Below are 20,211 nucleotides of genomic sequence, written 5' to 3' on the forward strand. Positions count from 1 at the left end.
CTGTTTGGGTTGGCCTTGATTGCCCCGGTCGGGGCGCAGTCGGGGCCGGTCGGCGATGATATCGTGGGCCGCGCAACCCTCGCGATCGAGCAGGGCCGATATGGCGATGCCCTGGATTTGCTGACCCTCGATGAGGCGAGCGATGAAGCGGGGCGGCAATTCCTGCTGGGTGAACTGCATGCGCGCGGGCTGGGCGTGCCGCAGAATTTCGAGACCGCCCTCCAGTGTTTCCGGCGGGCCGCGAGCCTTGGACATCCGGCAGCGAGAAATGCGCTCGGCCGCGCCTATTCCGAAGGTCAGGCGGTTGAGGCCGATCCACAGCTGGCGCTCAGCTATCTCAGAGCGGCCGCGCTATCCGGCGAAGCCCGTTATCAGGCCGACCTGGCACGCGCCCTGGAAGCGGGGCTGGGTGGCGAGGACGGGATTGGTGAGGCGGCGAGCTGGTATCGGCAGGCGGCAGACCAGGGTGATCTCGACTCCCTGACCAGTCTGGGCGTCCTCTATCTCGAGGGCCGCGGCGTCGACCGTGACCCGCTGCTCGCGATTGATCTGTTCAGACAGGCCAGTGAGAGCGGCGATGCGCGGGCACAGAATAATCTCGGCCTGATCTATGTTCGCGGCGAGGACGTTGAACGCGATTATGATCGCGCGTTTCAGCTTTTTTCCCAAGCTGCCGGACAGGGGCTGCGCGAGGGGCTGGCAAATCTGTCCGTGATGTATGCCAGCGGATTCGGCGTTGAGGTCGATGAGGCCGAGTCCCTGCGCTTGCTTGAGCAAGCCCGGCGTAGCCGGGGCACGACGCTTTCTGCGTTGCTCGTGACGATCGGTTTCCCCTTCGATGCTCGCCTGATCAATCACGACTGGACACCGGCATTCGGTGTTGCCACCGAACAAGCGGCTGAGGCCGGGGACCCGGTTGCGCTCTATCTGACGGCCATGTGGTACCTGGACGGCGACGGATTGCGCCAGGATGTGCCTGAAGGAATCGACCGGCTCGAACGCGCTGCCCGGGCCGGGCTTGGGCCGGCACAATTCGCACTTGGCCTGATTTACGCCAATGGGCGCGGTTTGCCGCAGGATTATGCGAGTGCCTATGTCTGGACCAGTCTCGCGGCGCTCGCCGCGGTGCCCGGAGCGATCGAGGTGCGTGATGCGTTGGCGGTCGAGATGAGTGCCGATCAATTGCGGGGCGCACAGCAAAGAGTCGGGAGACACGCCCGCGAAACCGACTGAATACGGCGCCGGGGCCAGCGGCTGGGGGGCAAAATAAAATTTCGTCGGGGGTGTTGCCACCGACCGGCTTAGTGTATCAAACATAAGCATAAAGCTACATGGCGCGCGCGCGCCAAGGCAGGGGACGGGGCTTCATGAATATTGCAAAGCTATTGGCTGCTTCAGTTTTGTCGGCGGCGACCGTGGTTGCGGCAGCAAGCGTGGCATCCGGCGCAGCGCTGGCGCAGCAAGCCCGGATCGCCGGCCAGGGTGGCTATAACGAACAATTTGTCGGAACTCGCCTGAGCTTCAGCGTTGACCCGTCTCTGAGCAATTTCACGCTCCGGGTGTCGGGACCAAACGGTTATAACGGCGAAGTTCAGTCTGCCCGGGTCGCGCCGACTTTCCGTCTCGGCGATTTCGGTTCTGTGCCCGACGGTTTGTATACCTATGAAATGACGGCGGCGACCAATGAGCGGCAAGTGCTCGCAACACCACCCGTCGCCGGGGCTAATGGCCGGGACGGCCGGCAACAGGTCGCACGGATCGGCACGTCGATGACGGGCTCGTTTCGCGTGGTAAACGGCCAAATTTTGCAATTGGATCCGGCAGCGTCTGAGCGCTGACCGAAATTTTGACTGGGGATGAACATGTCTAGATTTTCAAATTCGGCCAGCTCGATCGCGCTCGCCGCAGCCGCCATTCTGGGCCTGTCCGCTCCGGCGATGTCCGCGCAGGTGTTTGCCACGGATGTGATTGTCCAGGGCAGTCTCTGCGTCGGGACAGACTGCGCCAACGGTGAGAGCTTTGGCTTCGATACGATGCGGTTGAAGGAAAACAATCTTCGCATCCACTTTCAGGACACCAGTAACTCCGGCAGCTTTCCGACCACTGACTGGCGCATCGTCATCAATGACACGACCAACGGCGGGGCGAGTTATTTTGCAGTTGAAAATGCGGACGCCGGGTCGATCCCTTTCCGAATCCTGTCCGGCGCGCCCGCGAACTCCCTGTATGTGGATAATCAGGGCGATGTTGGTGTCGGGACCAGCAATCCGGTTGTCGAACTTCAAGTGACCGACGGCGATTCGCCGACCTTGCGCCTGGAACAGAATGGCTCCAGCGGCTTTACCGCCCAGACTTGGGACATCGCTGGTAATGAAACCAACTTCTTCGTTCGCGACGTGACCCACGGCAGTCGTCTGCCGTTCCGTATCGAGCCCAATACACCGGCAAATACCGTGTATATGGACTCCACAGGGCATGTCGGCATGGGGACGAATAATCCCGATGAGGCTGTCCTGGATGTGCGCTCCAGCGAAGGCTCGCTGGCCAGTTTCAGCGGCAATGGTACGAAGTTCCTTCACTTGACCAGTAATGACGGCGGCGGCGTGCAAATCCGCCTCGAAGCTGACAGTCCGAACCGGCGGATCATCGCCATGGATTCCACAGGTGACAACAGGCACACCCAGATAATTTTCAATGATACCGATATCCGCTTTGGCGGCACCAATGACATTTGGGCAACGATTGACGAGACCGGGCTGACGACGGTCGGGCCGACCTGCAACCCCGGGCCGTGTGACCGGACCTATGACCCGGACTATTTCCAGGTTGCTTCGATCGAGGATCACGCCGCATCGATGTGGGAGAACCGGTATCTGGAAGCCGTTGGGCCAACCAGCCCGGATCAGCCTTTCAATGTGACCGAAAAAGTCGGCGGCATGCTGCACGAACTCGAAGTCGCGCATATCTATATCGAACAGCTCAATTCGCGCCTGGTTGCGCTTGAGCAGCAGGTTGCTGAAGCCGGCTCGCAACGCGCCGCTGACTGACGTCATCGCTTTTGAGCATTGACGAACAACGCCCCGCCCGGCTTTTGCCGGTGCGGGGTGTTTTCGTTATGCGGGCCTGCTCAGCTGACTAGCTGGTCGGGTTGGGGGATTGCTGGCGCCGGGGCGTGGCCTGATCGGACAGGCGAGCGGTGTGGTAGGCTGTGAATCTCGGATTGGCGACCTGCGTCACCGCGGCGACCAGCACTTCCTGCTCGCATTGCGAGGTCATGTTTCCGAGATTGAATTGTTCGCAATAGGCGCGGGTCTGGGACACAAGGCGGTCATAGGTCTCCCGAACCGCTTCATCATTGCGCAAGGAGGCCTGCTCGGCGCTGAAGGTGAAAACTGCGTTCGACTGGGCCTGAACGGCCGGTGCTGTTGCAGCCAGCATCAGGGCGGCGCCTGTGATGGCCAGGCCAGGAATACCGTGTTTCATGTTTCTCTCCGTTTGCTTTGTTTGCTTTGTTTGCTTTGTTTGCTTTTGATTTGTGACATCGAACTGTCATAATCCTACACTTTCCGTTTACGGATTAAAACCCAGTGGGTCTGCCATTCATCCAGAACCAAAAACCCATCTCGAATCCACGGCTTAACGTGCTTGCTGCCTGATTTCGCGAAATAACGACCCCGGAATATTGGGCGGACCGCAGGAGTGAGGGGCGCGTCGTCAACGAGAGGTCAGCCCAATTCCCGGCCCGGTTCGGACCCGTTATCCACAGCTCGCCGGGTTGCGTTGCCGATCCGGTATGGCCGGGTATCGGCCGCGGGACGCAGGCCGGGACCCCGCCCGCCGGGCGTGCCGTGGCAGGCGGAGCCGCGGTTTGGCTGACCGAGACGGTCCATTGCGTGCGTCACAAAAAATTCAACTTGAAACGCTGATCCGCCCCGAGGGCGGTATCCGCTCTGCAGACATCGAACCGATAGTGCATTCTTCCCAAATTTCCGAAATGGCGAATTCGACAACATGCCGAACATCCGCGTGCCTGCGGATGTGGCGGGGGATTGTGACGTCATGTCGGTGTCACATCGCCTCTATAGGGCCTGTTGCGAAGCGGGCCGCGCAAAGGCCGGTTCCCGCAGTGACAGGTTTTTCCAGGGGGTCCCTCAAATGCCGATGCACGAATTCCGTAAACTGCTTCTCGCCGGTACCGCATGCGCGCTGCTCGCGGCTTGTTCCGACACGTCCATCTCGTCGCCAGGCGATACCAATGTCGGGACGCCTCCCGGCACCGGCGGTGGCGGTGGCAGCACCGGCAATACCGTCATTGATCTCGTCCCGGCCGGCGGCTGCGGCACCGGTTCGATCCGCGAAGCCAGCATCACCAATGGCACGGTCACGATCAATGCCTGCGAGATCACGGGCAATATCACCTCTGACACCACGATCGCGGCCAATGCCGGCGTAATCATCACCGGCCCGGTTTTCGTCGGCATTGATGACGGCGCCTCGCCGCAGAAGCCCTTGGGTGAAGCCGCCGGCGGATCGACGGTGACGCTGACCATCAATCCTGGCGCGACCCTGTTCGGCTCTGCCGGTTCCGACTATCTCGTTGTCTCACGCGGCTCGCGCATCGAAGCAGCCGGCACGGCGGACTCGCCGATCGTCATGACCTCGCGCTCCGACATCGAAGGCACGGTTGGTGCCAATGAAATCGGTCTCTGGGGCGGCCTGGTCATCAATGGCCGCGCCCCGATCAATGCCTGTATCGATGGCACCGCCGTTGGCGGCAGTGTCGATTGCGTCAAATCGGGCGAGGGTTCTTCGGGCCTGTTCGGTGGCGACAATCCGGCTGATGACTCGGGCACGCTGCGCTATCTCCAGATTCGCTTCGCCGGCTTCAAGGTCAATAATGAAGACGAGCTCAACGGTATTGCTTTCCAGGGTGTCGGCAGCGGCACGGAAGTCGACTATGTCCAGGTCCACAATAATCAGGATGACGGCGTCGAGATGTTCGGGGGTGCCGTCGATCTGCGCCACCTGGTGCTGACCGGCAATTCCGACGACTCGATGGATTACACCGATGGCTGGAATGGCCGCGCACAATACGTGCTCGTGCGTCAGTCTGCCGATGGCGACCAGGGTTTCGAGTTCGATAACCGCTCGTCCAACAATACCCTGCTGCCGCGCTCCAATCCGCGCATCTCCAACTTCACGCTGATCGGTCAGCGCAATGGCACCGGTTCCAACGACTCCGATCAGGGCATGCTGATCCGGGCCGGGACCGCCGGCGAGCTGTATAACGGCATCGTTGTCGATTTCGGCAATGAATGCCTCGACATCGACGATACCGAGACCTTCAACCGTATCGGCGCAACCGGCGCTGCCGGCGATGAAGATCTGGTGATGCAGTCGGTTGCTCTCGACTGCGTCGTCAACTTCTCGGAATCGACGGGCGATCCGGTCGATGTCTCCACCTGGTTCCTCAGCCAGGCCAACAATGCCGAGATCGACAATTCCATGTCGGATGTCTTCCCGGGACCAATCGAGCTGGCGGTGAACACCACCGACGTCAACGCCCTCGACCCCTGGTTTGACCTGACCAGCTATATCGGTGCCTTCTCGGATACCGAGAGCGCTGCCTCCAACTGGGCTGCCGGCTGGACCTATAATCTCTTCGCCGATCCGGGCTGCCCGACCGGCACCACCGAATCCGCTGAAGTCATCAACAATCAGCGCATCTGCCAGATCACCGGCAATGTGACCGCCGATCTGCATCTGACCCGTGGCTCGGTGTATGAACTCGTCGGTCCGGTCTTCGTCGGTGTTGACCGCGGTCCCGATGCCGCCACGCCAGCGCCTTCGGGCATCGAGGTTGAGCTGACCATCGATCCAGGTGTGACAGTGTTTGGCTCGGCGGGCTCCGACTACATCGTGGTCGCCCGCGGTTCGAGCATTCGCTCCAACGGCACCCGCACGGCGCCCGTCGTCATGACGGCGCGTGCCGATGTCGACGGCACCGTCGGCGCTGCCGAAATCGGCCTCTGGGGCGGACTGGTCATCAACGGCCGTGCACCAATCAATGCCTGTATCGATGGCACTGCAACGGGCGGCACAGTCGATTGTGAAAAGTCCGGCGAAGGTTCGTCCGGCCTGTTCGGTGGAGCCGATCCAACGGATGACTCGGGCAATATCTTCTACACCCAGGTCCGCTTTGCCGGCTTCAAGGTGAATAATGAAGACGAGCTCAACGGTATTGCTTTCCAGGGTGTCGGCAGCGGCACGGAAGTCGATTACGTCCAGGTCCACAATAACCAGGATGACGGCATCGAAATGTTCGGCGGCGCCGTCGATCTGCGTCACATGGTATTGACGGGCAATTCGGATGACTCGATGGATTACACCGATGGCTGGATCGGCCGCGCCCAGTTCGTGATCGTCCAGCAGTCGGACGATGGCGACCAGGGTTTCGAGTACGACAACCGTTCGTCGAACAATACCCTGCTGCCGCGCTCCAACCCGCGCATCTCCAACTTCACGCTGATCGGCCGCCGCAACGGCACCGGGTCGAACGACTCCGACCAGGGCATGCTGATCCGCGCCGGAACCGCGGGCGAGCTGTATAATGGCATCGTGATCGATTTCGGGAATGAATGTCTCGATGTCGACGACAGCGAGACCTTCGATCGCATCGGCGCCAGCGGCGCTGCCGGCGACGAAGACCTGGTGATGCAATCGGTGGCGCTCGACTGCCTGACGAACTTCTCGGAAACCGCCGGCGATCCAGTCGATCTGTCGACCTGGTTCCTCGGTCAGGCCAACAATGCCGAGATCACCCATTCGATGAGCGGCTTCACCTTCATCCCGGGTTCCACCGGTGTTGTTCCCGGGGCTACCGAGCTGGCGGTCACTACGACCGACGTCAACGCGCTCGATAGCTGGTTCGAACCGGTCACCTATATCGGTGCCGTCGAGGACAGCAGCGACACCTGGTACCAGGGCTGGACTTTCCAGGTCACTCCGTAACGCACGACCTCAGGCCCGGCCGGCTCATGCCGGCCGGGAGCAGGTTCCGTTCAACCGAAGTCTCACGGTGATGAAGATGAAAACGAATCGTATGGCATTCATGGCCGCACTGCTTGCGTCGACGACGCTGGTGCCGGCCGCTGCGCTCGCGCAGGATGCGGAAAGCCCCAGTGATGTTGAAGTCATCACGGTGCGCTATCAGTATATCCCGGAAGCCCGCCGCGTGACCTCCGAGGTTTCGGCGTCCCTCTCGATCGACGACCTGATCACGACGGGCGATTCCGATCTCGCCGGTGCGCTGGTGCGGATCACCGGCCTGTCGACCACCCAGGGCCGGTTTGTTGTCGTCCGCGGTCTCAATGAACGCTACTCCAACACGCTGCTCAACGGCTCGCCGATGCCGTCGCCTGAACCATTCCGGCGCGCCGCTCCGCTCGATATCTTCCCGACGAATATCCTGTCGAATGTCCTCGTCCAGAAAACCTTTTCGCCCCGTTTCCCCGGTGAATTTGGTGGCGGCGTCATCGGCATTGAGACGTCGGCCTTGCCGGAAGAAGGCTTCTTCACCGCCGGTGTCGATGGCAGCTTCAACACGGTCACCACCGGAAATCGCGGCATCACCTATCACGGCTCCGACACGGACTGGATGGGCTATGATGATGGTCTGCGCGACATTCCGGCCGAACTGGCCTCGGTGTTCGAGACCACACGCGTCGGCAACAACCTGCCCGCCGACCAGCAGCAGGCCATCGGCCGCTCGCTCGTCAATTCCGAGCTCTGGGTCGTCCAGAATGTCGATACCGACGCCAATGGCTCGATCTCGTTCAATGCCGGTGATCGCTATGACTTCGAGAATTTCTCGCTCGGCGTGATCGCGGCGGCCCAGTACAGCAATGCCTGGGAGACGCGTGAGGGTCAGCGCGGCAAGGGCCGGATCGGCGCCGGCGATGAGCTGGTCTATGAAAACGGACCACCGCTCGCCGACCGTTCGGGCATCGCCCTTCCCGGTGAGGGGATCAATAATTTCTTCGGCACCGAAAACACGATCGACGTGTCCGGAATGGTGTCGGTCGGTGTTGATTTCTACAACGACCATTCGATCAACTTCCTGACCATGGCGCTGCGCTCGACCTCGAAGGAAGCGCGCATCGAGGAAGAGTTCAATGCGGGTGCCAATGGCGTCTTCCGCACCGACAGCACCGAATGGTTCGAACGTCAGGTCCTGTTCAACCAGCTGACCGGCGAGCATCTGTTTGACAGTCTCGGCGGATTGTCGGTCGAATGGCGGATCTCCGACGCGACCGCGACCCGCGATGCACCCTACCAGCGCAGTTCCGACTATGCCTACACCAATACCGGTTACGTCTATGAAGGCACGGCCAATGGCAACTCGACCTCCTTCTCCGAGGTTGAAGACAACACCTCTGACTACGGCGTCGATCTTGAACTTCCCGTCGAGCTGGGCTCGATGGACGTCTCGCTGACGGCCGGCTACGCCAATACCAGCCGCGAACGCGATGCCTGGACACGCCGCTTCTCCTTCGCACCCGGTTCGGTCGGCATCCCGTCCGACCTGCTGAGCAGCCGTATCGACTACATCTTTGCCAACCAGAACATCACGGATGAGCGTCTGCGCCTCATCGAGACCGGCGGCCTCTCGCTGCCGGAGGCCTATCACGGCCAGCTTGATGTCGATGCCTATTATGTCGGCGCCGATGTTGCACTGACCGACTTCGTACGGGCCGCTTTCGGGGCGCGCTTCGAAGACGGTGAATTGAGTGTCGACACCTTCGCTTTCCCGGCCAGTGCGGCGGATAGCGGCCTGGTCGAGACCCAGCAGCAGGAAGACTATGTCCTGCCGGCCGTGACGCTGACCTGGACCTTTGCTGACAATCTCCAGCTCCGGACCGGTTACTCCCAGACAATCGCCCGCCCGCAATTCCGCGAGCTGGCCTTTGCTGAATTCTTCAACACGGACACCGATCAGCGTTTCCAGGGAAATCCCTACCTGGAAAACACCGAGATGACGAATTATGACGCCCGCCTCGAATACTATTTCGGCCGGGAACAATTCGTCACCGTCGGCGCCTTCTACAAGGAGCTGACCAATCCGATCGAGGAATTCATCATCCCGATCGGTGATGGCCTCAATACCTCCTTCATCAACGCACCGAGCGCGACCCTGACCGGGGCCGAGTTCGAGTATGAGAAGACCTTCGACTTCTCGGATCGTTGGGACCAGCCTTTCTTCAATGACCGCGAATGGTTCGTGAAGACCAACTACACCTACATCCAGTCGGAAGTGTCCGGCGAAGGTACGGTCACTGTCGCCCAGGGTGCCTTCGGCAACCCGCAGGCGCTGGTGCTCAACGCTGCCGGCTTCATTGAAGACGGCCGCGCCCTTCAGGGCCAGTCAGAGCATCTGTTCAACGTCCAGGTCGGTTTCGAAACCTTCGACGGCCGGGCGCGCGGTGCACTGCTCTACAATTATGTCAGTGACCGGACCCGGGCCGTGGCCAACCTGTCCGACAGTCTCCCCGAGATCGTCGAGCAGGTCCCGTCATCGCTCGACTTCGTCTACAGCCGCACGATCAATGTCGCGGAAGCGGACTGGGATGTCGGTTTCTCCGTCCGCAATATTCTCGGTGACGGCTACAGCGCCACCCAGAATGCCGGCGGAACCGAACTCGCTGTCGATACCTATGATCTGGGTACCACGTTCAGCGTCTCGGTGAGCCGTACCTGGTAAACCAGCTCGTCGGGGCGGACCTATGGGTCCGCCCCGCATGCCGGTCCTTACCCGGCCATCCGTCATTCTCTCAGTCCGGGTCGGATTTTCGCGGTGTTGCGAAACTGTCATGCTGGCGTCGCAGAACTGTCGGGAGTCGCGTGTAATCGGGTTGCCAGGTGAGGTCAGCCTGCCGCCCGCATCGTTGCGGGGCGGGCGGGGACCGACAATGCTGTGGGCAAGATCAATATGAGTGGCACATCGCAAGCCCCGGTTTCTGCTCCGGCATTCCATCGCCGATTGACCCTTGCCGCCCGGGTTCTCGAGACCGTGCTGGCTGCCTTGTTCGGTTTGTTACTGGCCCGCGCGATCTGGTTCATCGCCTTTGGTGCCAGTGCGGCAAACTTCCAGTTCGACGACATGGCCGCAACCGGCGGCCAGGGCCGCGCCGTACCCTTCGTCGCGGACATTGACCGGCTGCCGTCCGCCGATCTCTTCGCCAGCCGCTCGCTGGCCGCGCCGACTCCGGCAAGGATTGCGGCCATACCCGAGAGCCGGCTCGATCTGGTGGTGCGCGGGATCCGCACCGGTCTCACCGCAGACGATGGCGTTGCCTTTCTCAGAACGCCTGATGGCCAGGACAAGAGATTTCAGCCCGGCGACGAAATTGTCGACGGCGTCCGCCTGCACTCCCTTGAAGCGGACCGGGTGGTAATCGATCGCCGGGGCACACTGGAAGCGCTGGTATTGCGTGAACCACAGCGCCCGGCTGGAACCGCGGCGCAGGCCGGTCCTGTTGCCGGCAATCGCATGGCGGACGCCGGTTCAAGCCCGAGCGATCTGTTCCGTCTTGAGCCCGTTTTCGAGGGGCGGACCCTGTTGGGTTACCGGATGGCCGCGCAATCGGAAATCGTCCTCACTGCCCTGGGCTTGCGGCGCGATGATCTCCTGCTTGCGGTTGATGGCCAGGTCCTCGCCGAAGCCGATGATGTTGCCGAGGTTTTTGAACGTCTGGAAGGGCGTGAAACCGTTTCTCTTTCAATCCGGCGCGGCGGTGTGCCGCTGACCCTCCAGGTGGATTTGTCCTGATGTTCGCTTTTGCAAAATGGATCGCGGCCAGCCTCGCCGTGCTGGCAATTCTGGCTGCGCAGCCTGCTCGTGCGCAGACCCAGGACAGTGTCGTCAATTTCAACCAGGCCGATATCCAGACCGTGATTGACGATGTCTCGGCCGTGACCGGATACACATTCATCGTCGAGCCATCGGTGCGCGGGCGGGTGACGATCACCTCGCAAACGCCGCTGACCCCGGCCGAGTATTTCCAGGTCTTTCTCTCCACCATGCGCGTGCATGGCTATGTCGTGGTGCCCACCGCATCGGGGGCCTACCAGATCGTCCCGGACCAGGCCGGTGCCCGTTCGGTCAGCCCGGTCAACTCCGGCATTCGCGGTGATCAATACGCGACGGAGGTGATCCATCTGCAACACGCCACGTCGCAGGATGCGCTGGCTGTGTTGCGTCCGATCGTGCATGCGCAGGGCAGCGTCAATGCGGCTCAGGGCAGCAATGTCCTGGTCGTCGTCGATCTCGCCGAAAACATGCAGCGCATCCGCGAGGTCGTGCGCGATCTTGATCGCGACACCTCGGTGTTCGAACTGGTCGAACTCGAGAATGCCTCGGCCGCCGAGATGAGTGTCATCATCCAGCGTCTCAACGCCCGGTCCGGCGGCGGCGACAGCGCCAGCGCGAACGGCGTCACGATCGCGCCGTTGCCATCGTCGAACACATTGGTGATCCGCGGTTCGGCCCAGGCAGTGCGCGCGATGGCGGCGCTGGTGCGCCGGGTCGATGTCGCGAGCGTGTCCAACCAGGGTTTCCGCGTCGTCTATCTCAACAATGCCGATGGCGAGATGCTGTTGCCGATCCTGGAGGAGATGGTCGGTGCTCTGAGCGAGGGTTCACCCGACGACCGGCGTCCCACTGTTGCCCACCATGCCCCGACCAATTCCCTGGTCATCAATGCCAGCGTCGATGTCCAGCGCGAGGTCGAACGGGTCATTCATCAGCTCGATGTCCGGCGCCCGCAAGTGCTGGTCGAAGGTATCATCGTCGAGATCTCGGACAGTGCCGCGCGTGAGCTGGGCGTGCAGATGATGCTGGCCGGCGGCGATGACAGCACGACACCGCTGGCCTTCACCCGCTACTCGACCTCCAGCCCCGACCTGCTCGCGCTTTCCGGTGCGCTCGCCGTGCCTGGCGGCACCACCGACGATCCGGATGCGACCGCTGACGCGCTGCGCGAGGCGGCGCTGGCATCCCTGCTCGGCGCCCGCGGCGCCGCGCTGGGGCTGGGTGGCGAGCTCGGCAATGGCGCCCTGTTCGGCCTGGTCCTGAACGCGGTCGAGAATGATGTCGACTCCAATGTCCTCGCGACGCCGTCCATCCTGGCGATGGACAATGAAGAAGCCAGTTTCATCTCCGGCCAGGAGATCCCGGTCACCACCGGGGAGACGCTCGGCGACAATAATTCCAATCCCTTCCGCACCATCGAGCGCGAGGAAGTCGGCGTAAAACTGATGGTCCGTCCGCAGATCACCGAGGGCGGCACGGTCCGCCTCTATATCGAGCAGGAAGTTTCCAGCATTGCCGGCACTGTGGTGAGCGATTCCACCGACCTGGTCACCAACAAGCGCCGGGTCACCACGACCGTGCTCGCCGACAATGGCGAGATCATCGTTCTGGGCGGGTTGATCCAGCAGGATGATGATTCCAGCCACTCCCGCGTGCCCGTGCTCGGCGATCTGCCGGCGATCGGCCATCTGTTCGGTTCGCGCACCCGCACAACCCGGCGCACCAATCTGATGATCTTCATCCGCCCGACGATTATCCGCGACGCCGCCGATATGCGCGCCGTCACCGAGGGGCGCTACGACTACATCACCGGCCAGCAGCGCCTGTCGCATCCCCAGGGCGCGAGCAGTCTGGAAGCGCTGATCAGCATGATGAATGCGACCACCACCCAGCCGCTGGACCTCGAGGACTGACGTGGCCGAGACCGCTGCCCCGACCGCTCTTCCTCCGATCCGCTACGCTTTCGCGCGGCAGGCGGGCATCACCTTCATGCCCGGCGATGCGCCGCGCTATGTCGTGCGTGCCGGTGCGGATCGCCGGCGGCTGCTCGAGGCGCGGCGCGTGGTCGGTGCCAGCTATCCGGTCACCGAGATGGGCGTGCCGCAATATGACCAGCTGCTGCGCGATCTCTATGCCTATGCCGGTCTCGACGAGTCCGAGCTGGAGGAGACCACGCAGGGCGAGACCCTGTCCGACCTGATCGACCAGATCCCGCAATCGGAAGACCTGCTCGACGATTCTTCCGATGCGCCGGTCATTCGCCTGATCAACGGGCTGATCGCCGAGGCGGTGCGCATGCATGCCTCGGATGTGCATGTCGAGTCGTTTAGTGATCGCGTCGTCATCCGTTACCGTATCGATGGAGTGATGAAGGAGGCGGCCAGCGTCTCGGCGAAATTGTCGAAACTCCTCGTCTCGCGCATCAAGGTCATGGCCCGGCTCGACATCGCCGAGAAGCGCTTGCCGCAGGACGGACGATTATCGCTGTCGCTGGGCAGCAAGTCGGTCGATATCCGGGTCTCGACCCTGCCGTCGCGCAATGGCGAGCGGGTCGTCCTGCGTCTGCTCGACAATTCGGATTCGCGTTTTGAACTTGCCGATCTGGGCATGTCGCCTGACGTGCTCGCGGCCTTCCGGCGCGCCCTGGCCCAGCCCAATGGGATTATCCTGGTCACCGGCCCGACCGGTGCGGGCAAGACGACGACGCTCTATTCCGGGCTCAACCAGCTCAACAACCAGTCGCGCAATATCCTCACCGTCGAGGATCCGGTCGAATACGCGGTCGATGGCATCGGCCAGACCCAGGTTAATGCCAGGATCGGCATGACCTTCGCCGGCGGTTTGCGCGCCATTCTGCGCCAGGATCCCGATGTCGTGATGGTTGGCGAGATTCGCGACGGCGAGACGGCCGAGGTTGCGGTGCAGGCCAGCCTGACCGGCCATCTCGTGCTCTCGACCGTCCACACCAATTCCGCCGTCGCCGCGATCGCCCGCCTGCGCGATATGGGCGTTGAGTCCTACCTCCTCGCCTCGACCCTGACCGCGATCATTGCCCAGCGCCTGGTGCGGCGTCTGTGCACGGACTGCCGCGAACCCTATGCGCCCGATGCGGCCGAGCGCGAGCTTCTGGGGATCAGCGCCGATGCCGATGCGGTGCTCTATCGCCCGACCGGTTGTCCGAAATGCAAGTCGCTGGGCTATGAGGGGCGGGTCGGCATCTATGAGATCGTCGAGATCGACGAGACCCTGCGCACCCTCATCCATGAGGACGCCCGCGAAAGCGCGATGGCGGCCCATGCTTTCCGCCAGAGCCAGACCCTGTTCGAGAATGGCGCCCGGCTGGCGCTTGGCGGCGAGACCAGCCTGGCCGAAGTGATGCGGCTGTGCCGGGATGAGGGGAGCGTACGCCATGCCGGCGTTTGAATATCGCGCTCTTGATGGCTCCGGACGCCGGACGACGGGCCTGATCACGGCGGAATCGGAAACCGCCGCACGGCGCCAGTTGCGCCAGCAGCAATTGGCACCGCTGGCCGTGCGCCGGACCGATGCGCGCGCCGGCAGCCCCGCCGCCGCGCGGGCGCCCGGATCCTGGCGCGGCCTGGTGGGGCCGCGTGATCTGAGTACACGCGAGCTGATGCTGGTGACCCGCCAGCTCTCGGCGCTGGTCGATGCCGGCATGCCGGTCGAGGAATCACTGGCCCTGGTCGGACGCCAGCTCGAGAAACATTCCATGCGCCGGATCCTGATGGCCGTGCGCGCCCGCGTAACCGAAGGCAAGCGCCTCGCTGATGCCATGGCCGCCGAACCGGGAAGCTTTCCGCCCGTCTATCGCGCCTTGATCGCGGCCGGTGAGGCCAGCGGCGGTCTCGGCCTGGTGCTGTCGCGGCTCGCCGACCATCTCGAGGCCGAGCAGGCGGTCAGCAACAAGGTTGTCGGCGCCCTGGTCTATCCGGCTGTGCTGGCCGTGGTCGCGCTTGGCGTGGTGACGATGCTGATGCTGCTGGTCGTGCCGCGCATCGCGGAGCAATTCACCGGACTTGGCGTCACCCTGCCGGTCCTGACACGCGCGATGATCGCGATATCGAACGGCCTCGCGACCGGCTGGCCCTGGATACTGGCGATCCTGGCCGGCGCCAGCCTGGCCTTCGGCTATGCCTTTCGTCAGCCGGGCTTTCGCCGCCTGTTCGATGCCCATGTGGTGCGCCTGCCGCTGATCGGACCCTTCTTCCGTCAGGTTGAGGCCGCGGCCTTCGCCCGCACCATGTCGATCCTGATCACTTCGGGCGCTGTCCTGCCCGACGCTCTGCGCGCCGCCGGCCGCGCCAGTTCCAATCACGCCTTTCGCGAGATGGTGGCTGTCGTGGTGCGCGATATCGAAAGCGGGCGCGGCCTGTCGGACGCGCTCACCCGCGGTGGCTGGATCCCCTCACTGGTCGTTTACATGGTCGCGGCCGGCGAGCGCTCGGGCCGCCTGGGCGAAATGTTCGGGCGCGCCGCCGACCAGCTTGGCCAGGACATCGACAATTCCATCACTATAGGCCTGTCGCTGCTGGAGCCGGGGATCATCCTCGTCCTGGGAACGATGGTCGTTCTGATCGTGCTGTCGATCCTGTTGCCCATCCTGCAACTCAACACGCTTGTTCTCGGTTAGGGAGGTTTTGATGACCCCGCATGAAGATGTTCGCGATAACGCGCAAAGCGAAGCCGGGTTTTCCCTGCTCGAGATCATGATCTCGATCTCCATCATCGGCCTGCTGGCGACGATTGTGGTGATCAATGTCCTGCCCGCCCAGGACCAGGCGATGGTGCAAAAGGCTTCGGCCGATATCGCCGCGCTGGAGCAGGCGCTCGATGCCTACCGGCTCGATGCGCGCCGCTATCCGACGCTGGAAGAAGGCCTCCAGACGCTGGTTGAACCGCCCGAGGGGCGCGGCGCCGCCTATCGCGAGGAGGGCTATATCCGCCGCCTCCCGACTGACCCGTGGGGCAATGCCTATCAATACGCCTATCCCGGCGAGCACGGTGTTTTCGACGTGTTCTCGCTTGGCCGTGACGGCCGCGAAGGCGGCGAGGGACTGGATGCCGATATCGGCAATTGGGAGAGCGGCGCATGACCCGGCCCGGTGTGAAAGAGGCAGGCTTCTCCCTGCTGGAAGTTCTCGTTGCCGTCTCGATTCTCGGTCTGATGGCTACCGCCGTTGCCCTCGGCGCCGGACCCGAGCGCGATCCCTTGCGCCTGGAAGCGGAGCGCCTCGTGGTGCGCCTGCACCAGGCAGAGCAGGAGGCGGTGATGTCCGGCCAGCCCGTTGGCCTGGCGCTGACGGCGGATGGCTATGCCTTCAGCAATCTTGTTGACGGCCAATGGCAGCCGCTGCGCAATCATCCGACCCTGCAGCCACGCGGCTTCGAGAGCGACATGCATCTGCGCAGCGACAGGATAGCCGTGGCCTGGCGGCCCGAAGGCGTGATTGCCTATCCGGCGGTCTTCTTTGATCCGGCCGGGCTCAATGAGCCTTTCCGCATCGTGCTCGAGGAGGATGGCCGCAGCTATGCCATCCTGCTTGACGATGCGGGCCGGCTGCGCGCCGAGGCCATTGCGGGATGAGCGCGCCTGCCACACATTACCAGTCCGGCTTCTCGCTGATCGAGGTGCTGATGGCGGTTGTGGTGCTGGCACTGGGCGGTCTGGCCATGTTGAGCCTGATGCAGAGTTCGACGCGCAATGCGGCCATGATCCAGGAGCGCAGCCTGGCCACACTGGCTGCGGAAAACCTGCTCAATGAGGCGCTGCTCGCGCCGGCCCTGAGCGGCGATGTCGACGGCCATTATGACATGGCTGGAACCCGCTATGCCTGGTCCCTTGAGCTGGAGCCGACCACGGACCGGGACCTCAAACGGGTGCTGCTGGTGGTCACTGGCGCGGAATCCGGGCGTGAACTGGCCCGGATCGAGACCTTCCGGCGCGGGAGCAGCCGATGAGTGTCGCGCGTTCCGATGCCGGTTTTTCCCTCCTGGAAATCCTGGTCGCCTTTGCCGTCTTTGCCCTGGTGGCCAGCGTCTCGGTAACGATATTGTCGGCCAGTGTTCAAGGCTCGGATCGGGTCGATGCGGCGCTGGACCGTGCCGGCGCCATCGACCGGTTGCGGGTGGTCCTGCGCGACGATATCGGCCAGTTGACGGCGCGTTCCGTCCGCGATGAAAGCGGCGCACGTGATCCGATCCTGTTCGCGGCCGCACGCAATGGCATCGAGCGTCGCGGCGATGTGGTCACGGCCGAGACGACCTTGCTGATCCTGACCCGCGGCGGCGCGCCCGATACCAGCAGCAGCCAGTCGCGCAGCTCGTTGATTCGGGTCGAATACCTCCTGCGGGGCGAACAGATCGTGCGCCGCGTCCGGGCCCATCCCGATGCCGGGCTGGAGGATGGCTTTCGCGAACAGGTGCTGATTGATGGCGTCAGCGCGGTCGAGCTTGACGTTCTGGTCGGCGTCAACTGGATCGCGCGGCTGGTCGTGCCGGCGATCGCCACCGATTCCGCCATGATCCTGCCGCGCGCCGTGCGCCTGCGCTACCAGCTGGCCGGTCTCGGCCAGATCGAACATATCGCGATGGGCTCCGGTCCGGGGTTGGCAACATGACCGGGGCGCGGGACAAAGAGCGCGGCGCGGCCCTGATCACCGCCATTCTTCTGGTGGCGCTGATGTCGGGGCTGGCGCTGGGGATTGCGACGGACATGCGTTTTTCGCTGCGCCGGGCCAGCAATCTCGACGCGCGTGACCAGGCATACTGGTATGCCCTGGGCGCGCGGGATTATTCCGAGGCCTTGCTGCTACGCGCGCTCAATGAGCCCGAACAGGTCTTCCGCCCCAATGCCGACTGGCTCGGCACACCGCGCATCTTTCCGATCGAGGGTGGGCAACTGGCGGGCGAAGTCCGCGACGGCCACAACTGTTTCAATCTCAACGCGCTGGTCGCGGTCACCGGCGACGCCGCGTCGGGCGCCGATGCGACGCAGCAGCGGCGATTTGTGCGGCTGATGGAAGAGCTGGGCATCGCCACCGCCCAGGCCAGCCGGATTGCGGCATCGGCGGCGGACTGGATTGATAGCGACAGCCGGCCGGTGACCTCCGGCGGCGAGGACGAGATCTATCTGCGCGCCGGCCGCGACTACCGCACCGCTAATGTGCCGATGGCCGAGGCCCGTGAATTGCGGTCGGTTGCTGGCGTTACGCCTGACATCTACGCCCGTATCGCGCCCTTTCTCTGCGCCTTTCCGGCACGAAGCCCGGTGGCGCTGGATATCAATACGCTGCGTCTGGACCAGGTTCCGCTGCTGGTCGCTGCCTTTGATGGTGCGCTGACGCGCGCCCAGGCCGAGACCGTGCTGTTGCAGCGCCCGGCCGCCGGTTATGCCGATATCGGTGCCTTCTGGACCAGCGAGCTGATTGCCGCGCTGCAGCTTGATGCCGCCGAGCGTCCGGAGATTGGCGTCAGCTCACATCGCTTCGAAATCGATATCGCGGTGGACTATGCCGGGGTTCGCTATCGCCTGCTCGAGCAGGTGGAAACCGGCAGCAGCCAGCGGGTGGTCCGGCTGGCGCAACGACACGGAATATACTGATGAGCCAGGACCTTGTGCTGTTTCCCCTGCCTGATGGCGGCCTGCGCTGGTCGCTGATTGATGACCCGCGCGACGCTGCAGCGCGTGCCGCTTCGGGCGACAATGCCGCCTCATTGCAGGCGCATGCCGGACTGGAGACCGTCGGGCGCACCATCATCGTGCTGCCCTGCGAAGACGTCTTTGCGACCCAAGTGGTATTGCCGACCCGGTCCGAACGCGAAGCGCGCCAGGCCGCCCCCTTCCTGGTCGAAGAGGAGCTCGCCTCCCGTCTGGAGGAGGTCGAGGTCATCATTGGTGCGCCGGATGCGGATGGACAGCGCTGGGTATTCGCGGCCGCTGTTTCGCGCATCGCGGCCTGGCGCGAACTGTGTGAGCCCTTTTTGCACGGATCCGTTCACACCGTGCCCGATTGTCTGCTGATCGCGGAAGACGATGCGGCACTGAGCCTTCGCTATGAACGCGGCCGGGTCTTGCACCTGTATGGCAAGCAAGCGCGCGAGTCTGGCCGCGCAGCCGGCGGTGCCTGTGACAGCCGCATGTTCGATGTCTTGCTGCCCGGCCTGGCTGCATCGGTTCCCGAGGGACCGCTGGCGGTCTCGCCGGCGCTGGGGCTGGCGGGCGAAAGCATCCGCCCCCTGCGCGACCTTCCGCTCGACCTTGCCGCGAGTGCGCTGACGGAGTCGCACTGGAAACAGTTCCCCCCCTTGATCAGCAACCGCTCCGGCGCCGGCCCTGACTGGCTCGCCGCGGCGCGGGTCTTTGCCCGCGCTGCCGCGCTGGCCGCAGCCCTCCTGCTCTGTGCCGGCCTCTACCAGATTGGCGACGGGCTCTATCTGCGCCACCAGGCCTCGCGATATGATGCCGTCAGTGTCGAGCGGGTACAGCAAGCCTTCCCCGGCATTGCCGGCACACTTGATCCGGCACGGGCCCGGCGCATCCTGGATGACCGGTTGTCCAGCCAGCAGGGCGGCGAGGGTGGTAATGCCTTTCTGCGTCTGCTGGCCGCGCTGTCGACCCTGTCGGCCGATCATGATGCCATCGAGATCCAGGCCGTTCGCTTCGACATCTCACGGCCCGAGCTGAGCATTTCGGCGCGCTATCCCGAGTTTTCCGATTTCGATGCGATGGGTGAGGACGCGCGTGGCCGCAATATCGAGATCATTGACCAGGGCGCCCGCGACGGCAGCGCCGGGGTCGATGGTGATTTCATTCTGAGGGTCCCATGACCGGTTTCATCAATATGCTCACCGGCCTGTGGTCGGCCCGAAGCGGCCGCGAACAGGCGATGCTGGCCGGGCTCGCCATCCTTGTGCTTGGCTGGGCCGGATACAGCCTCGTGGTCAATCCGGTGCTGCATTTCCATGAGGCCGCCCGCCAGGACTTTGCCGCTGCCGTCGAACGGCATCGGGAAATCCGTGACGATCTCGAGGCCTATACGGCCCTGCCGGCCAGTGCGCCCGGGGACAGCGAGGCGGCGCGTCCATTGCGCACGATTGTCGGGCTGACGGCGACGACGCGGCGGATCGCCATCGCGGGTATTGTGCCGGCCGCCGATGGCCGGTTGAGCGTGCATGTTGATCGCGCCGATTATGGCGCGGCGATGAGCTGGCTGATTGATCTGGAGCGCCGCTATGGCGTCGAGGTGATGTCGGCGACCATGGCGCGGCAGGATGGTGGCCAGATCGAGCTCAACCTGGTTCTCGCGCGGCAGGGAGGCTGA

At 63.4% G+C, this 20,211-nt stretch carries 17 protein-coding genes; 16 read left to right on the plus strand and 1 reads right to left on the minus strand.

The window, feature by feature from the left end:
* Nucleotides 1-15: 15 nt before the first annotated feature.
* The 3 genes from ACN0YL_RS11880 (at nt 16) to ACN0YL_RS11890 (ending at nt 3,047) form a co-directional block, all read left to right on the plus strand.
* The gene (locus ACN0YL_RS11880; protein ID WP_417498124.1) at nt 16-1,233 is read left to right on the plus strand and encodes an SEL1-like repeat protein; all 1,218 of its coding nucleotides are present in this window, start codon (nt 16-18) and stop codon (nt 1,231-1,233) included.
* Nucleotides 1,234-1,367: 134 nt separating this feature from the next.
* Nucleotides 1,368-1,838 carry a hypothetical protein gene (locus ACN0YL_RS11885; RefSeq protein WP_417498125.1) on the plus strand — a complete coding sequence of 157 codons (471 nt, stop codon included), beginning with the start codon at nt 1,368-1,370 and terminating at the stop codon, nt 1,836-1,838.
* Between the two features lie 18 nt (nt 1,839-1,856).
* On the plus strand, nt 1,857-3,047 hold the full coding sequence (locus ACN0YL_RS11890) for a hypothetical protein (RefSeq protein WP_417498126.1): 1,191 nt from the start codon (nt 1,857-1,859) through the stop codon (nt 3,045-3,047).
* An 88-nt stretch (nt 3,048-3,135) separates the two neighbouring features.
* Here ACN0YL_RS11890 and ACN0YL_RS11895 read toward each other — a convergent pair whose 3' ends face one another.
* Entirely contained in the window at nt 3,136-3,483 is a 348-nt protein-coding gene (locus ACN0YL_RS11895; protein WP_417498127.1) for a UrcA family protein, read from the minus strand.
* 678 nt (nt 3,484-4,161) lie between these two features.
* Here ACN0YL_RS11895 and ACN0YL_RS11900 point away from each other — a divergent pair.
* The 13 genes from ACN0YL_RS11900 to gspM all read left to right on the plus strand — a co-directional run bounded on the left by ACN0YL_RS11900 (nt 4,162) and on the right by gspM (nt 20,211).
* Nucleotides 4,162-7,011 (plus strand): hypothetical protein, encoded by a 2,850-nt coding sequence (locus ACN0YL_RS11900; protein ID WP_417498128.1) that lies wholly within the window; start codon nt 4,162-4,164, stop codon nt 7,009-7,011.
* Between the two features lie 76 nt (nt 7,012-7,087).
* On the plus strand, nt 7,088-9,760 hold the full coding sequence (locus ACN0YL_RS11905) for a TonB-dependent receptor domain-containing protein (protein ID WP_417498129.1): 2,673 nt from the start codon (nt 7,088-7,090) through the stop codon (nt 9,758-9,760).
* Nucleotides 9,761-10,039: 279 nt separating this feature from the next.
* Nucleotides 10,040-10,828, plus strand: coding sequence for a type II secretion system protein N (locus ACN0YL_RS11910; protein ID WP_417498130.1), 789 nt, complete (start codon nt 10,040-10,042; stop codon nt 10,826-10,828).
* On the plus strand, nt 10,828-12,783 hold the full coding sequence (gspD, locus tag ACN0YL_RS11915) for a type II secretion system secretin GspD (RefSeq protein ID WP_417498131.1): 1,956 nt from the start codon (nt 10,828-10,830) through the stop codon (nt 12,781-12,783). Before ACN0YL_RS11910 ends, gspD begins: the two co-directional genes overlap by 1 nt.
* Nucleotides 12,746-14,293, plus strand: coding sequence for a type II secretion system ATPase GspE (gene gspE, locus ACN0YL_RS11920; protein ID WP_417498132.1), 1,548 nt, complete (start codon nt 12,746-12,748; stop codon nt 14,291-14,293). The genes gspD and gspE overlap by 38 nt, the downstream gene beginning before the upstream one ends.
* Nucleotides 14,280-15,521, plus strand: a complete 1,242-nt coding sequence (gene gspF, locus ACN0YL_RS11925; RefSeq protein ID WP_417490570.1) for a type II secretion system inner membrane protein GspF — start codon at nt 14,280-14,282, stop codon at nt 15,519-15,521. The genes gspE and gspF overlap by 14 nt, the downstream gene beginning before the upstream one ends.
* 10 nt (nt 15,522-15,531) lie before the next feature.
* Nucleotides 15,532-15,984, plus strand: coding sequence for a type II secretion system major pseudopilin GspG (gene gspG, locus ACN0YL_RS11930; RefSeq protein WP_417490571.1), 453 nt, complete (start codon nt 15,532-15,534; stop codon nt 15,982-15,984).
* Nucleotides 15,981-16,475, plus strand: coding sequence for a type II secretion system minor pseudopilin GspH (gene gspH, locus ACN0YL_RS11935; protein WP_417498133.1), 495 nt, complete (start codon nt 15,981-15,983; stop codon nt 16,473-16,475). The genes gspG and gspH overlap by 4 nt, the downstream gene beginning before the upstream one ends.
* Nucleotides 16,472-16,849 (plus strand): type II secretion system minor pseudopilin GspI, encoded by a 378-nt coding sequence (gspI, locus tag ACN0YL_RS11940; protein WP_417498134.1) that lies wholly within the window; start codon nt 16,472-16,474, stop codon nt 16,847-16,849. The genes gspH and gspI overlap by 4 nt, the downstream gene beginning before the upstream one ends.
* Nucleotides 16,846-17,508, plus strand: a complete 663-nt coding sequence (gspJ, locus tag ACN0YL_RS11945) for a type II secretion system minor pseudopilin GspJ (RefSeq protein ID WP_417498135.1) — start codon at nt 16,846-16,848, stop codon at nt 17,506-17,508. The genes gspI and gspJ overlap by 4 nt, the downstream gene beginning before the upstream one ends.
* Nucleotides 17,505-18,491, plus strand: coding sequence for a type II secretion system minor pseudopilin GspK (gene gspK, locus ACN0YL_RS11950; protein ID WP_417498136.1), 987 nt, complete (start codon nt 17,505-17,507; stop codon nt 18,489-18,491). The genes gspJ and gspK overlap by 4 nt, the downstream gene beginning before the upstream one ends.
* Nucleotides 18,491-19,717 carry a type II secretion system protein GspL gene (gene gspL / locus ACN0YL_RS11955; RefSeq protein ID WP_417490576.1) on the plus strand — a complete coding sequence of 409 codons (1,227 nt, stop codon included), beginning with the start codon at nt 18,491-18,493 and terminating at the stop codon, nt 19,715-19,717. The genes gspK and gspL overlap by 1 nt, the downstream gene beginning before the upstream one ends.
* Nucleotides 19,714-20,211, plus strand: coding sequence for a type II secretion system protein GspM (gspM, locus tag ACN0YL_RS11960; RefSeq protein WP_417490577.1), 498 nt, complete (start codon nt 19,714-19,716; stop codon nt 20,209-20,211). The genes gspL and gspM overlap by 4 nt, the downstream gene beginning before the upstream one ends.

This window comes from Maricaulis sp. (assembly GCF_048269565.1).
Taxonomy (GTDB): Bacteria; Pseudomonadota; Alphaproteobacteria; order Caulobacterales; family Maricaulaceae; genus Maricaulis.